Source organism: Stenotrophomonas sp. Nf1, from assembly GCF_003028475.1.
In the GTDB taxonomy this organism is placed as follows: domain Bacteria; phylum Pseudomonadota; class Gammaproteobacteria; order Xanthomonadales; family Xanthomonadaceae; genus Stenotrophomonas.
In genome coordinates this window covers 81,305-96,643 of sequence record NZ_PYTV01000011.1, presented here as the reverse complement: position 1 = coordinate 96,643, position 15,339 = coordinate 81,305, and the positions used below count along the sequence as shown (strand labels likewise).

General features: G+C 67.6%; 11 protein-coding genes. 7 read left to right on the top strand and 4 right to left on the bottom strand.

Translation table 11 applies throughout. The annotated features are described in order from the left end of the window. Nucleotides 1-159 precede the first annotated feature (159 nt). The 4 genes from pdhA to C9412_RS18085 are packed head-to-tail and all read left to right on the top strand — an operon-like array spanning nucleotide 160 to nucleotide 4,042. Complete coding sequence (gene pdhA / locus C9412_RS18100) at nucleotides 160-1,242, top strand: pyruvate dehydrogenase (acetyl-transferring) E1 component subunit alpha (protein ID WP_107232889.1); 1,083 nt, start codon at nucleotides 160-162, stop codon at nucleotides 1,240-1,242. Then, nucleotides 1,235-2,302, top strand: a complete 1,068-nt coding sequence (locus C9412_RS18095; protein WP_181358752.1) for an alpha-ketoacid dehydrogenase subunit beta — start codon at nucleotides 1,235-1,237, stop codon at nucleotides 2,300-2,302. Before pdhA ends, C9412_RS18095 begins: the two co-directional genes overlap by 8 nt. Nucleotide 2,303: 1 nt before the next feature. Beyond that, the gene (locus C9412_RS18090; RefSeq protein WP_107232888.1) at nucleotides 2,304-2,657 is read left to right on the top strand and encodes an SH3 domain-containing protein; all 354 of its coding nucleotides are present in this window, start codon (nucleotides 2,304-2,306) and stop codon (nucleotides 2,655-2,657) included. Beyond that, nucleotides 2,654-4,042 (top strand): dihydrolipoamide acetyltransferase family protein, encoded by a 1,389-nt coding sequence (locus tag C9412_RS18085; RefSeq protein WP_107232887.1) that lies wholly within the window; start codon nucleotides 2,654-2,656, stop codon nucleotides 4,040-4,042. Before C9412_RS18090 ends, C9412_RS18085 begins: the two co-directional genes overlap by 4 nt. A 205-nt stretch (nucleotides 4,043-4,247) precedes the next feature. Here C9412_RS18085 and C9412_RS18080 read toward each other — a convergent pair whose 3' ends face one another. Beyond that, nucleotides 4,248-4,883: an NAD-dependent dehydratase gene (locus tag C9412_RS18080; RefSeq protein WP_181358751.1), complete on the bottom strand. Its 636-nt coding sequence runs from the start codon at nucleotides 4,881-4,883 to the stop codon at nucleotides 4,248-4,250. Nucleotides 4,884-4,988: 105 nt separating this feature from the next. Here C9412_RS18080 and C9412_RS18075 point away from each other — a divergent pair, with 105 nt between their 5' ends. Continuing rightward, a complete protein-coding gene (locus C9412_RS18075; protein ID WP_107232885.1) occupies nucleotides 4,989-6,527 on the top strand; it encodes a GGDEF domain-containing protein in 1,539 nt (512 codons plus the stop codon). Between the two features lie 304 nt (nucleotides 6,528-6,831). Here the strand turns inward: C9412_RS18075 and C9412_RS18070 are convergent, their stop codons facing one another. Then, the gene (locus C9412_RS18070) at nucleotides 6,832-7,758 is read right to left on the bottom strand and encodes a DUF808 domain-containing protein (protein ID WP_107232884.1); all 927 of its coding nucleotides are present in this window, start codon (nucleotides 7,756-7,758) and stop codon (nucleotides 6,832-6,834) included. Nucleotides 7,759-7,922: 164 nt separating this feature from the next. Here C9412_RS18070 and C9412_RS18065 point away from each other — a divergent pair, with 164 nt between their 5' ends. Both C9412_RS18065 and C9412_RS18060 read left to right on the top strand, forming a co-directional pair. Next, the gene (locus C9412_RS18065; RefSeq protein WP_107232883.1) at nucleotides 7,923-9,614 is read left to right on the top strand and encodes an AarF/UbiB family protein; all 1,692 of its coding nucleotides are present in this window, start codon (nucleotides 7,923-7,925) and stop codon (nucleotides 9,612-9,614) included. A 241-nt stretch (nucleotides 9,615-9,855) separates the two neighbouring features. Beyond that, on the top strand, nucleotides 9,856-11,961 hold the full coding sequence (locus C9412_RS18060) for a phosphoglycerol transferase I (protein ID WP_107232882.1): 2,106 nt from the start codon (nucleotides 9,856-9,858) through the stop codon (nucleotides 11,959-11,961). A gap of 103 nt (nucleotides 11,962-12,064) precedes the next feature. Here C9412_RS18060 and C9412_RS18055 read toward each other — a convergent pair whose 3' ends face one another. Then, nucleotides 12,065-14,494, bottom strand: coding sequence for a DUF3772 domain-containing protein (locus C9412_RS18055; protein ID WP_107232881.1), 2,430 nt, complete (start codon nucleotides 14,492-14,494; stop codon nucleotides 12,065-12,067). A 497-nt stretch (nucleotides 14,495-14,991) separates the two neighbouring features. Further along, complete coding sequence (locus C9412_RS18050; protein ID WP_006474562.1) at nucleotides 14,992-15,240, bottom strand: hypothetical protein; 249 nt, start codon at nucleotides 15,238-15,240, stop codon at nucleotides 14,992-14,994. Nucleotides 15,241-15,339 lie beyond the last annotated feature (99 nt).

Here is a 15,339-nt window from a genome sequence, read left to right as displayed (position 1 = left end):
AGCAACGACTGAATACGTTGTTGTTATTGGCCCCCCACCCGCCGGCAGGGGTAAAACGGGGAATCGCCGTGTTGCGGCGCAGGAAGGCTATTCCGTACGCGTTCCTTAACATGGCGATTCATATCATTTGTAACTTCTCTGTCGAAGGTGCAGTACGCAATGACGGTTGCCGCTGAATTCAAGATCGAATACCTGCAGTACCTGGACGCGGACGGCAAGCTCGTCCGCGATGACCTGCCCGCGTCGCTGCGCGACCCCAAGGTCCTGGTACCGCTGTTCAAGCAGATGCTGTTCGTACGCACGTTCGACAGCAAGTCCATCGCGCTGCAGCGCACCGGCAAGCTCGGCACCTATGCCGCCTGCCTGGGCCACGAAGCGGCGCACGTGGGCATCGGCGCTGCGATGCAGAAGGACGACGTGTTCGCCCCTTCGTACCGCGAGTACGGCGCGATGTTCATGCGTGGCGTGCGCCCGCACGACGTGCTGATGTACTGGGGCGGCGACGAGCGCGGCAACGACTACGGCGGCAACGCGGCCAAGGACTTCCCGTTCTGCGTGCCGATCTCCACCCAGTGCCTGCACGCCGCAGGTGCCGCGCTGAAGTTCAAGCTCAACAAGGAAGCGCAGATCGCGGTGGCGGTGTGCGGTGACGGTGGCAGCTCCAAGACCGACTTCTACGCAGCGCTGAACTCGGCCGGCGCCTACAAGCTGCCGCTGATCCTGTGCATCGTCAACAACGGCTGGGCCATCTCGGTTCCGCGTTCGGCCCAGACCGGTGCCGAGACGCTGGCGCAGAAGGGCCTGGCCGGCGGCCTGCACTGCCTGCAGGTGGACGGCAACGATCTGATTGCGGTGCTGGCGGCGATGGAACAGGCGCGCGAACGTGCGCTGGCCGGCGACGGTGGCACCGTGCTGGAACTGATGACCTACCGCCTGTCCGACCACACCACCGCCGATGACGCGCGCCGCTACCGCGACGACGCCGAGGTGAAGGATGCCTGGCAGCGCGAGCCGATGCTGCGCCTGCGCAAGTACCTGATCAACGCCGGTGTGTGGAGCGAAGAAGAAGAAACCGCCTGGGTTGCCGAGTGCGGCACGCGTGTGGACGAGGAAGTGAACCTGTACCTCAACACCCCGGTGCAGCCGGTCGAGGCGATGTTCGATTTCCTGTATGCCGATCCGCCGCCGGATCTGCTGGCCCAGCGTGCCCAGGCGATCGCCCTGGAGAAGCGCCATGGATGAGATCAAGAACGGCGCGCCCGGCGCGCACACCAACGCCGCCGACAGCGCTGCCATCGCGCGCGGAGAAGAAAGCATGACCACCACGCCGATCACCCTCATCGAAGCCATCACCCAGGCCTTGGCCTGGGAGCTGGAGCACGATCCGTCGGTGCTGGTGCTGGGCGAGGACGTGGGCGTCAACGGCGGCGTGTTCCGTGCCACCGCCGGCCTGCAGCAGCGCTTCGGCGCCGAGCGCATCCTCGACACCCCACTGGATGAAACCACCATCGCCGGCCTGACCATCGGTCTTGCCGCACAGGGCATGAAGCCGGTGGCCGAGGCCCAGTTCGACGGTTTCATGTATCCGATGGTCGACCATATCGTCTGCCACGCCGCACGCCTGCGTTACCGCACCCGTGGCCGCCTGCACTGCCCGATGGTGCTGCGCGTGCCGTGGGGCGGCGGCATCCGCGCGCCGGAACACCACAGCGAAGCCAACGAGGCGATCTTCACCAACGTGCCGGGCCTGCGCGTGGTGCTGCCGTCCTCGCCGCAGCGTGCCTATGGCCTGCTGCTGGCCGCGATCCGCGAACCGGATCCGGTGATCTACATGGAGCCCAAGCGCATCTACCGCCAGTACAAGGAAGTGGTCGTCAACGACGGCGAAGCCTTGCCGCTGGACGTCTGCTTCGTGCTGCGCGACGGCACCGACGTGACCCTGGTGACCTGGGGCGCGCAGGTGAAGGAAGCGCTGGAAGCGGCCGACAAGCTGGCCGGCGAAGGCATCAGTGCCGAAGTCATCGACGTGGCCACGCTGCGTCCGCTGGACTTCGCCACCATCGCCGAATCGGTGGCCAAGACCGGCCGCTGCGTGATCGTGCAGGAGGCCCCGAAGACCGCGGGCTTCGGCGCCGAGATCGCCGCGCGCCTGGCCGAGGAATCGATCTACGACCTGCTGGCCCCGGTCGAGCGCGTCACTGGCTACGACACCCACATTCCGCTGTTCCGCCTGGAAATGAAGTACCTGCCGAGCGTTGAGCGGATCGTGGCGGCGGCCAAGCGCGCGGTGGCGGCCGGCTGACATGCGGGCCCGCCTTCTGGGGGCTTACCGCAGCCAGTATCCCAACCCGCTCCGGTTCCGCGCCGGCCAGATCGTCGAAGTCGGTGTACGTGACGAGGAATGGCCGGCGTTTGCCTGGGTACGCACCAACGATGGGCGCGCTGGATGGGCGCCCATCGCCTGGTTGCAGCTGCTGGACGAGGGTCGCGCCGAAGCCCTGTGCGACTACGACGCCCGCGAGCTGGATGTGGAAAGTGGCGAGATGGTGAAGCTTCATCACGAACACGGTGGGTGGTGGTGGTCCGAGCGCGCCAATGGCGCGACGGGCTGGCTGCCGGCCCGCGAACTGGAACTGCTGGAAGAGAACTGCAAATGAGCCAGACCAAGAACTTCAACCTGCCCGACCTGGGCGAAGGCCTGCCGGACGCGACCATCGTCGAGTGGTTCGTCAAGGAAGGCGATGTGATCAAGCTGGACGAGCCGCTGGTCTCGATGGAGACCGCCAAGGCCGTCGTCGAAGTGCCCTCGCCGTTCTCCGGCAAGGTGCTGAAGCTGTCCGGCGGCGCCGGCGACATCATCCCGACCGGCTCGGTGCTGGCCAGCTTCGAACTGGACCCGAACCTGCCGCAGCGCGCTGATGGCCAGGACACCGGCCACAGCCACGGCCATGCCGCGCCGGCCGCCGCACCGACCCCGCCGCCGCTGCCGACCGCTGCCGCCCCGGTGGCTGCCGCAGAAGCCAAGCCGGTTGCCGCCGAGCGTGATGACGCCGGCACCGTGGTTGGCGCGATGCAGAGCTCCAACGCCGTGCACGCCGAGCAGGCGCTGGCTGTCGGCGGCGTCAAGGCCGTGCCGGCCGTGCGTGCGATGGCGCGCAAGCTGGGCGTGGACCTGAGCCGCGTGCCTGCCACCGGCACCGATGGCGCGGTGACCATGGCCGACGTCAAGCAGGCCGCCGCCAACGGCACCGCCAAGCTCGGCGCTGCGCCGGCACCGGTCGCTGCCGCCGCGTATGCCGCCCCGGCCCCGGCGCAGGTGTCTGCCCCGGTGCAGAGCGAAGCCCGCACCCCGCTGTCTGCCGCCGGCAAGCCGATGCGCACCCAGCCGCCGGGCGTGGTCGCCAAGGGCCAGCCGGAACCGCTGAAGGGCGTGCGCCGCAACATGGCCCGTGTCATGGCCGACGCACACAGCAAGGTTGTGCCGACCACGCTGAACGACGACGCCGACATCCATGCCTGGCTGCCGGGCAACGACGTCACCGCACGCCTGGTGCGTTCGATCGTGGTGGCCGCGCAGAAGGTGCCGGCGATGAACGCCTGGTTCGACGGTGAAGCGCTGACCCGCACCCTGCACGCCCAGGTGGACATCGGCATCGCCGTGGACACCGATGACGGTCTGTTCGTGCCGGCCCTGCGCAATGCCGACATGCTCGATGCGCGTGGCATCCGCGAAGGCGTGAACCGTCTGCGCGAGCAGGTCGAATCGCGTTCCATCGCTGCCTCGGAACTGAGCGGCTACACCATCTCGCTGTCCAACTTCGGCATGTTCGCCGGCCGCTACGCGACCCCGGTCGTGGTGCCGCCGTGCGTGGCCATCGTCGGTGCCGGCCGTGCCCGCCACCAGATGACCCCGGTGATGGGCGGCGTGGAAGCGCACAAGGTGATCCCGCTGTCGGTCACCTTCGACCACCGCGCGGCCACCGGCGGTGAAGCAGCACGCTTCCTGCGCGCGATGATGGACGACCTGGCGCTGGCCAGCTGATCGGCCACCACCTCTGAAACACAGGAAACGCCGGGCAATGCCCGGCGTTTTTTTGGCCAAGCACGGCGATCGACTGCCTTGGCACCTGCGTTGGTAGAGTCGAGCTTGCTCGACTGCTGTTCGCGAAGAGCCGTCGAGCAAGCTCGACGCTACGAAAAGCGAAAAGCAAAAGGCAGAAGCCGTCGAGCAAGCTCGACGCTACCTGTCAGCCGACCAGCGCGCTCGATGCCACCACATGCTGCCCCGGCTGCGGTGCCAGCGCCGCCTCGACCAGTGCCTTGGCGATTTCAGTGGCCGGATTGATCCGCCACGGACGCGGCAGCACCGGCCCCAGCACGCCCAGCACCTTCAGCGCGAGGCGCTCGCCACGGCGCACCTCGGTGCGCTCGCCGCCGATCAGCCCCGGGCGAACCAGGGTCAGGGAATCAAAGCCCAGCGTGGCCAGATCGCGCTCCAGCTCACCCTTCACCCGGCTGTAGAAGATCGACGACTGCGGATCGGCACCGGCCGCGGAGTTCAGCACATAGGTGCGTGCGCCCTGGGCCCGTGCCAGGCGGGCGAACGCCAGCGGGTAGTCATGGTCGATACGGCGGAAGGCCTCGCGGCTGCCGGCCTGGGCCATGGTGCTGCCCAGCGCGCAGATCACCGCGTCCACACCGGCCCACTCCGGCGCGTCCGGCAACGCGTTGAAGGCCAGCACCGGGTTCTCCAGCTGCCCGTGGGTCCGCACCAGCGGCCGGCGCGTCGGGGCCACCAAGGCGCTGCAGCGTGGATCGTCCAGCAGCCTGGTCAGGACCTGCCCGCCCACCAGCCCGGTCGCCCCCAGCAACATCACACGCATCACCACCTCCACTGCGGCATCCTGTCGCCCATCCTAGCCGTTCAAGCGATCGGCGGCCGCGCCGATATGCTGGAACCTGCCCCTGCCAACCCCAGGATTCGCTCCATGACGGACCAGCCCGACCCCCGCCCCGCACCCGGTACCGCCCTTGGGCCGCCGGCACGCGTGCGCGCGGTGGCCGACGATGGGCGGGGTGACCGCGTGGTACTGCAGGGCGGCGGTGGTGTGGCCCTGCAGCAGCTGTTCGCCGGCGCCGATGCGCCGGAGCCGCTGCTGGCTGCGTTCGCCAATGGCATGGCCACCCTGCCCGGCGAACTGGGTGACATGGGCGACCGCCTGCAATCGGCCCAGGCCAGCGCCGATTGGCCGCGCTATGGGCGGGCCATGCGGCAGCTGATCGACAAGTACATCCGTACCATCGAGCAGCATTCGCCGGACGGCCAGCCGGAAAGCCTGCGCCTGTCCGAACAGCTGCGCCTGCTGCTGGGCGGCGCGGTCGTCGCCCTGTTGCAGCACGATCCGGACCTGCGCGAGCAGGCGCAGGCGCTGGCCACGCGCCTGCGTCAGTGGCAACCGGGTACCGCGCTGGAACCGATCGAACAGGGCGTGCGCGAACTCGGCCACCAGGTGGGTGTGCGTGCCGAGAGCTGGCAGGAGCAGCAGGCGCTGCTGCTGGAGCTGTTCGCCCTGCTGCTGGAGAACGTCAGCGAGCTGCTGGATGACCGCAGCTGGCTGCAGGGCCAGATCGCCGCGGTACGCCAGCTGCTGGATGGTCCGCTGGAAGCCGAAGCGGTGGAGCGCACCCGCGCCGAGCTGCGCGAGGTGATCTACAAGCAGGGGCTGCTGCGCCAAGGTATCGACGATTCGAAGGCGGCGATGCGCGGCTTGATGGGCGAGTTCATCGAGCGCATGGATGGCATGGCCGCCAGCACCGGCGAGTATCACGACCGCATCGGCAGCTATGCGCTGCAGCTGCGCGAGGCACGCAGCATCGCCGATCTCAACCAGCTGCTGCAGGACGTGATGCGCGATACCGGCAAGGTGCAGCAGCAGGCGGCGCAGGCCCGCGATCATCTGGCCAACGCACGGCAGGAAGTGGAGCGGGCCGAACAGCGCATTGTCGAACTGGAGCAGGAACTGCGCGCGGCCGGTGATCTGGCACGCATCGACCCGCTCACCCAGGCGCTCAACCGCCGCGGTCTGGACGAACTGCTGCAGCGCGAGCTGGCGCGTGCTGCGCGCAACCACTCGCCGTTGGGCGTAGCGGTGATCGACCTGGATGATTTCCACCAGACCAACGATGCACACGGCCATGCCGGTGGCGATGCGCTGCTGCAGCACCTGGTGAGCGTCTGCAAGCTGCTGCTGCGCGCCACCGATGGCATCGCACGGCTGGGTGGCGACGAGTTCGTGCTGGTGCTGCCGGAAACCCAGGGGGCCGACAGCATGGCCACCGTACAGCGCCTGCAGCGCTCGCTGGCGCACCGCGTGCTGACCGTGCAGGACCGGCGCGTGCCGGTGCACTTCAGTGCCGGCCTGGCGCAATGGCAGCCCGGCGACGATGCCGACGCGCTGCTGCGGCGCGCCGATGATGCGCTGTATGCGGCCAAGCGCCAGGGCAAGAACCGGGTGCAGGCGGGGTGATGATCCAGCGTGCGGACTCTGTAGCGCCCGAGCCCATGCTCGGGCGGCGGCGCGCAGCGCCGTAGAGCAGCCGAGCGTGGGCTCGGCTCTACAGATTACTTCCCGCGCAGCTTCTGGAACCCGGTCACCACCGCCAGCACGAGGGCACCGGCGATGATGCGCTGTATGCGGCCAAGCGCCAGGGCAAGAACCGGGTGCAGGCGGGGTGATGATCCAGCGTGCGGACTCTGTAGCGCCCGAGCCCATGCTCGGGCGGCGGCGCGGAGCGCCGTAGAGCAGCCGAGCGTGGGCTCGGCTCTACACGTTACTTCCCGCGCAGCTTCTGGAACCCGGTCACCGCCGCCAGCACGATGGCACCGGCGACGATGCCCACCACCATGTTGGCTGCGGCACTGATCAGCCAACCCCACGACCCTTCGCCGCCCATCGCCAGCACCGCGTGGTGCAGCGCCGGCACGTTGTGTACCAGGATGCCGCCACCGACCAGGAACATGGCGATGGTGCCGGCCACCGACAGGAACTTCATCAACCAGGGCGCCGAGGCAACCAGGCCACGACCGAAGGCCGCAACCGCACCGCCCTTGCGCGACAGGTACAGGCCGACGTCGTCGAGCTTGACGATGCCCGCCACCAGGCCATACACGAACACCGTCATCGCCAGCGCGACCACCGCCAGCGTGACCACCTGGTTGGTGAACGGCGCGGTGGCGACCACGCCCAGGGTGAGCACGATGATCTCGGCCGAAAGAATGAAGTCGGTGCGGATCGCGCCCTTCACCTTGTCCTTCTCCCACGCCACCATGTCCACTTCGGCATCCGCCAGCGCCTTGCGGCGCTCGGCCTGGCGTTGGGCGTCGTCGTCGGAGGAATGCAGGAAGCGGTGCGCCAGCTTCTCCACGCCCTCGAAGCACAGGAACGCACCGCCGATCATCATCAGCGGCACGATCAGCGGCACGTTCCAGCCGCGGCCATGCAGCCACGCCTCCAGCGCGCTGATCGCCAGCGCCGCCGGGACCAGGATCACCTTGTTCACCAGCGAGCCCTTGGCCACCGCCCATACCACCGGCAGCTCGCGGTTGGCGTTGACGCCGGTCACCTGCTGCGCGTTCAGCGCCAGGTCGTCGCCGAGCACGCCCGCGGTCTTCTTGGCAGCGACCTTGGTCAGCACCGAGACATCGTCGAGCAGGGAAGCGATATCGTCGAGCAGGGCAAACAGGCTGGCACCGGCCATGGGGCGTCCAAGAGAGGGAATGAGCGGATTCTGACCGATACCGGGGCCGCTGCGGAAGCCGGCGAGTTCACCGCGTGCCTACCCTGCCCCGGCGACACTGCAGGACCCGCACACTGCCGGCCAGCGGCCGGTACTACCCCGTCTTCGCCGCATGGGAGTTCCGCTTGAGCAACCCGCCCACCGCCGCTGGCAATCCTCCGCTGGTCAAGGGCATGAACCGGCGCAGCCAGATCCTGCGCCTGTTGATGCGCTACCGCCATTCAGGCGTGTTCTCGGGCATGAACCTGAACGCGGCCAGCAACCACGCCGACGTGCCGGCCGATGGCAACCCGGAGCAGTTCGTCAGCGACCTGGAAGCGCTGGGGCCGACCTTCGTCAAACTGGGCCAGATGCTGTCCACGCGCCCGGACATGGTGCCGGTGGAGTTCGCCACCGCGCTGGAGCGCATGCAGGAAAAGGTGGCCGAGGTACCGGTCGAGCGCATCCACGCCATCGTCGAGCAGGAACTGGGGGCGCCGGTGAACAAGCTGTTCGCCGCGTTCGACCCCGAGCCACTGGGGTGCGCTTCGCTGGCCCAGGTGCATCGCGCGGTGCTGCACGATGGCCGCCAGGTCGCGGTGAAGGTGCAGAAACCCGAGGTCGCCGCGCAGGTGCGTTCGGACCTGGAAGCGCTGCGCAGCTTTGCGCTGGCCGCCGACCATCTGACCCAGGTTGGCCGCCGCGTTCGGCTGCGCGACTGGCTCAACGAGTTCGCCAAGACGCTGATGCAGGAGCTGGACTACCACGCCGAGGCCGAGAACCTGTCGCGCTTCGGGCGCCACCTCAAGCCCTTCCGCCGGCTGTGGGTGCCGCAGCCGATCTGGGACTACAGCAGCCAGCGCGTGCTGACCATGGAGCTGGCCACCGGCGTGCGCGTGGATGCGATTCCCGGCGTGCGCCGCACCGAACAATCGATGGACCCGCTGGCGGCCGCGCTGATCCGTGGCTACCTGGACCAGATCTTCGTGCACGGCGAAATCCACGCCGATCCACATCCAGGCAACCTGCGGGTGATGCCCGACGGGCGTCTGGCGATCTTCGACCTGGGCATGGTCGCGCACATGCCGCCGCGCCTGCGCGAACGCCTGCTGAAGATCCTGTTCGCCGCCGTCGATGGCCGTGGCGAGGAAGTGGCCGATGACCTGATCAGCATCAGTACGCGGCTGGAAGCGTTCGACGAAGAGCGCTACCTGCGCGAAACCGGCCAGCTGATCGCACGCTACGCGGCCAGTGGCAGCTTTTCCGAAGGCCGCGTGGTGCTGGACATGGTGCGCATCGCCACCGCCTGTGGGCTGCGCACGCCACCGGAACTGAGCCTGCTGGGCAAGGCCCTGCTCAACCTGGAAACCGTGTGCCGGCTGCTGGCGCCGGAGTTGGACACGCGCCGTATCGTCGAGCGTCAGCTGCAGCACGTGATGCGCGCACGCCTGAAGAAATCGCTGTCGGCGGCCAACATCGCCAGCGAGGCGATGGAACTGCAGCAGCTGCTGCGCGACGGGCCGCGCAAGCTGTCGGACATCATGGCGCTGCTGGCCGAGAACCGCCTGCAGATGAAAGTGACCGGGCTGGAAGAATCGCGGTTGATGGAAAATCTGCAGAAGATCGCCAACCGCGTGGCCGCCGGCATCATCAGTGCCGCCTTGATCATGGCTGCTGCGATGATGATGAAGATCGACACTGGATGGCATCTGTTCGGCTATCCACTGATCGCGCTGGTGCTGTTGTTGATCGGTGTGGTGCTGGGGTTGGGCATCGTGACCAGCGCCTTGCTGTTCGATCGTCGCGCGCGTGCACGCGAGGAACGGGGTCATCGTTGACGTCGAACAAACCGCCGTATTCATGCGGTTTTTAATGCAATCCAACGAAGCCTTTCACGCTCGTTTTACCTTCTGAGCGCGATTTCGCGCGCGTCATCTCAACAAACATTTCAGTCAGCTTCGTGCATGCACTATCGGGTCATCGGCCTGTCATGTGTATGTGCTTGCGGCAGCGCCGGTCGGATGGACACGCGTCGGTACGACGTCCATCACCACCACCCCGCCACTGCCGAAGCTGCCTATGCTCTGGATACTGCTGCTGTCGTTGTTGCTGCTGTGCTGGTTGTTCCTCGCGTCCGACAAGTGGGTGTGGTGGAAGGCCAGTGCGTTCTCGCTGCTGCTGCTCATGCTCAGCGCGTGGTGGCTGATCGACAAGCTGTCTGGTGATGGGCTCAATGCCGCCACCCTGTACCACCTCGGCGCGGACATGGAAGGCGCCGGCGTCTCCGACTTCAAGGGCTATATCGCCGGCTTCATCGTGCTGGCGCTGGTCTCGCTGCTGCCGCTGTTCGCCACGCGGGTGAAGCGCTGGCGCCGACCCGGCCCAGGCAGTGCATGGTTTGCCGGTTTCGCGGCGGTGTGGCTGGCCACGGTCATGATCAGCCCGCTGGCCCGCGACGGCCAGCGTCTTTACCAGCAGCTGCGCCCCGTCGATTTCGCCCGCATCGCCCCTGAATACCAGGTGCCGACGCAGCCGCTGCAGCGCCCGCGCAACATCGTCTGGATCTACGGTGAAAGCCTGGAGCGCACCTATCTGGACGAGGCGGTGTTTCCCGGCCTGATGCCCAACCTCAACCGGCTGGCCGCCAGATCGCTGGACGTGCGCGGGCTGGCCTCGGCCGAAGGCAGCGGCTGGACCATCGCCGGGCTGGTGTCGTCGATGTGCGGCGTGCCGCTGACCACCTCGCAAGGCGATGAGAACAGCATGGACCGCATGGGCAGCTTCCTGCCCAAGGCGGTGTGCCTGGGCGACTACCTGAAGCAGCAGGGCTATACCAACCACTACCTGGGCGGTGCCAACGGCCGTTTCGCCGGCAAGGGCCAGTTCCTGGCCAGCCACGGTTTCGACGAAGTACACGATCTGGACTGGTTCAAGCAGCAGAAGAAGATCGGCCGCGTGCACTACTCGCCATGGGGCGTGCACGACGACGTGCTGCTGGATACGGCCTACCAGCGCTTTGAGCAGCTGTCGCGCGAGGGGGCGCCGTTCATGCTGACCACGCTGACCATGGATACGCACCATCCGGCCGGGCATCTGCCGGTGGCCTGCAAGGGCCAGCGCTACCAGGGCCCGTACGGCAACATCAACATGCTCAACGCGCTGAAATGCAGCGATCGGCTGATCTCGCAGCTGGTGCAGCGCATCCAGGCCAGCCCGTACGGCAAGGACACGCTGATCGTGATCGCCTCCGATCATCTGGCCATGCCCAACGATCTGAGCCACATCCTGACCCGGCAGAAGCGCGAGAACCTGCTGCTGTTCCTCGGTGAGGGCATCGCGCCACGCCAGCTGGCCAGCGACGCCGGCACCACGCTGGATTCGGGCGCCACCCTGCTCAGCCTGCTGGACCCGAACCTGAAGACGATGGGCTTTGGCCGGTCGCTGATCGACCCGCAGCGCGCGCCCAGCGCCAGCGTGGCCACCCGCCGCGAGGGCGGCCGCGATTACCCGCAGTACCTCGCCTTCGCCCGCTCGCTGTGGCTGGGCGAGCCCACCCGCGAACTGAAGATCAACGGCGACGACCAGGTGCTGGTCGGCCTGCAGCAGGTGCAGCCGCCGGTGCTGCTGGAGTACGACAAGAACTGGGGCCTGAAGTCGGTGTACCTGGAGAACACCTCGCGCCAGTTCGATGATGCGAACCCGGACAACACGCTGGCCTATGTCGATCGCTGTACCGCCTTCGAGGATGGCTCGGCTGATGGCGACTGGTGTGCGCTGCTGGTCAACCGCGATAACGGCATCAAGCTGTACCGCGACAACGACCTGCGTGGTGGCATCGCCGTGGATGCGCCACTGGATGCGTTCCAGGGCCCACGCCCGAGCGTGCGCCAGGCGCACATGATCACCCAGAAGGGCCGTCGCACCCGTGCCGGCCAGTACATGCTGCAGCTGGTGGCGAGCACGCGCCCGGATCGCGGCTTCTGGATCGAAGCGGTGTCCTCGCAGCGCAAGGTGGTGCTGGCCCAGCAGTGGGTGCAGCCTGATGCGGACGGCAAGATCAACGTGTCGTTCGGGCTGGACCACGAAGTGGACGATCTGGAGATCCGCGCGTGGTTGAACCATGCCGAGAAGCTGGCGGTGGATACCTTCGCACTGGTGCCCTCGCGCAGCCGACCGCGCGGGTAGATCCACGCCATGCGTGGATACGCTCGGCGCAAGGGGGCGGATCGATGTTGCCGGCCAGCGGCCGGCACTACCGCGGGTGCAGGGCGTAGCCCTGCAGAGCCCCTTAATCCTGCGGGTCGCGGGTGATGTGGATGTCGGTCGGCGTCGACAGCGGAATGTTCCGCTCGGCCAGAATCTGCAGCAGGCTGAAGTACAGATCGCTGCGGGTGGCGTACACCTGCCGCGGGCTGGCCACATAGGCAAAGCTGTTGATGGTGATCTGCCCTCCGGCGATGCTGTCGATGTAGACCGACGGCTCCGGCTGCTTCAGCACGTTGGTATGCGCGGCGTAGGCCTGCAACAGCGCATCGCGCAGGCTGCCGACATCGGTGCTGGGCGGCACTGCGAACTGGATCTGGATGCGCCCCTGGTTGTTGCCCATCGTCATGTTGCGCACGGTCTTGGTGACCAGCTCGGAATTGGGCACGATCAGCGTGGACCGGTCGCTCACCTGGATCTCGGTCGAACGCAGGCTGATGCGGCGGATGTCGCCTTCCTGGTCACCCAGCTTCACCCAGTCACCGATCTTCACCGGGCGCTCGGCCAGCAGGATCAGGCCGGAGACGAAGTTCTGGGTGATCACCTGCAGGCCGAAGCCGATACCCACCGACAGCGCGCTGACCAGCAGCGCGAGCTTGGTCAGTTCCAGACCCATCGCCGTCAGCGCCCAGATCACCGCAATGATGATGCCCAGGTAGCGGGCGACGGTACTGACCGAATTGCGCGCACCCAGGTCCAGCTCGGTCTTGGGCAGGTAGGTATCAGTCAGCCAGCGCTGCACCAGCTGGGTCACCGCCAATCCGGCCAGCAGCACGGCCACTGCCAGCACGATCCGCATCGGCTTCAGCGTGGTACCGCCCAACGGGATGCCGGTGGTAAGCAGCGAGGAGAAGCGTTCCACCACTGCACCGATGTTGCCGAACGGCGCCACCAGTGCCAGCAGTGCGATCAGCACGACGAGCGTACGCAGCGCCGCCGACAGCAGCACGCCGGCCTGCTCCAGCCGCGAGACGCTCAGGCCGGTGCTGAGCAGGATGGTCTGGCCGACTTTGCTGTCGGCGTTGAGCATCCAGGTGCTCAGGTCATCCACGAACTTGAACAGCAGGGTTGCGGCCAGCACCACGATGCTGCCGCCGATCAGCTGCTGGTTCACGAACTTGGCGAAGTTCAGATAGCCCAGCAACGTTGCAACGATGGCGGCCACCACCGCGATGTTGCCGGCCACCCGGGCCAGCACCAACCAGCTGCTGCGCCGCACCGGCGTACTCGCGCCCTGCCCGTCGGCCTGTGCCTCCAGCTTGGCTTCGGCTTCGGCGGTCTGCCGGCGGTGCAGGCGGGCCAGCGTCACCAGCATGGCCATGATCAGGCCGAGGTAGGTCAGCGCGATCAGGCCATCCAGCGCCACCGTGGTCACATCGCTGGTGCGTGTGGCCTGGTCAATCGCCACCAGCACCGTGCTCAGCCAGGCCAGGGCTGCCGCGCCCCAGGCGTACTTGCGCAGCTTCAGCGCGGCGGTGTCATCCAGGTTCAACAGGCGCCACGATGGGCGCTTGGGCACCAGCAGGCAGGCACTGAGTGCGGCGATGAAGGCGGCGCGGAAGGTCGCGGTCTCCAGGCCGTCGGCCACCACCTGCAGGCGCGGTGCGATCGCATCGATGGCCTTCAGTGCTGCCATCAGTACCACCACCGCGTAGCCGGGCAGCAGCGTGCCCACCAGCAGCAGCCACATGGCCAGGCCGGAACGGCGCAGGCGGCCATCGGGCGCACGCTCGGACGCGGCAAAGCGCCGCCCCAGCGCGCGCAGCCACAGCCGCAGGGGGAACATCATCACCAGGGCCACCACCACGCCCAGCAGCAGGGTGCCCCAGCCATGGGTGGCGATGCCGGCTACCAGCGCAGCGCGCCCCTGCTCGGCCAGCGGGGCAACGCGCGCGATGTCGATCGGCAAGCGCTCGGCGACGTTGCTCCACAATGCCGGCGACAACGGCGAGGCCACCTTCTGGCCCAGCTCTTCGGTGCGCTGTGCAGTGCGCTGCTGGTCGATGTCGGTCGCCAGCTGCTGCGCGCGCACAGCGCTGGCCTTGGCCTGCGCGACCGAGGCGGCCAGGTTGTCGCGCTGCTTGGTGAGGGTGCGTCGTTGCGCTGCCAGTTCGGGCGGCTCGGTAACGCCTTCGGCGGGCGTGCCCAGCTGCGCCAGTTGTTCGTCGAGCCGGTCCTTCTGCGGCTGCAGCGCCTTTTCCAGTGCCTCGGCATCACGCCGCGCCTTCGAGGCGTCCTCGGACAGCATGGCCAGTGTTTCGATGGCCTCCGCATCGCCGCGCTTGCGGTCAACGTCCTTCAGCTTCGCATCGATGTCCGCCAGCTGCTGCTTGGGCGTGGGGTCCTCATCCTGCGCCAGTACCGGCGCGGACAACAGGAAGACGCTGCACAGCAGCAGGGCCAGCCAGGGCCCCCGTTTACGGATCAATTGCAGGAAGGAAGACAAGCCAGCCACACCGGTTCACGCGGACCACCGCGCCTGCGCGCGACTATACGGCAGAGCCGGTAAAGGGCGGATGGAAGGGCCGTCGAGCAAGCTCGACGCTACGCGGCCTCACCCATTGCCAGAACGCAGGGGCCCGCTGGGTAGAGTCGACCGCTGGTCGACTATCGCGCGCAGCGCGGGGGTGTGCGATCTGGGCGAAAAGCCGTCGAGCAAGCTCGACGCTACGCGGCAGCCGCCATTTCCGGCACGGACGGGGTCCGCTGGGTAGAGTCGACCGCTGGTCGACTATCGCGCGCAGCGCGGGGGTGTGCGATCTGGGCGAAAAGCCGTCGAGCAAGCTCGACGCTACGCGGCAGCCCCCATTTCCGGCACGGACGGGGTCCGCTGGGTAGAGTCGACCGCTGGTCGACTATCGCGCGCAGCGCGGGGGTGTGCGATATGGGCGCAAGGCCGTCGAGCAAGCTCGACGCTACCCGTCTGCGCGGTCCCACGCCCCATCGCCAGCATCAGTACTTCAGCCGCAGCTCTTCCACGGTGGGCTGCTGCAACGCGTACCAGTCCTGGAACTCTTCCTCGGTGATCTCGTCCGGCGCATACACCGCCACCGGGTGCCAGTCGTGGTCGGTGGGCAGCGGCTGGCGCGGGCCGGCACGCAGGCTGTAGCTGACTCCTTCGTAATCCACCAGGTCATCGACCTGTGGCCACTGCTCGCGCGCGAACGCGGATTCACTCTTCAACAGGATCACCTGGTACATCGGCACCTCCACCTCGGTTGGAACGGAAAAGACCGGCGCTGGCGGCAGGATACCGCCGCGCCGGTGACAGCGGACGCAGCGCCGGGGCGACGCAACGTT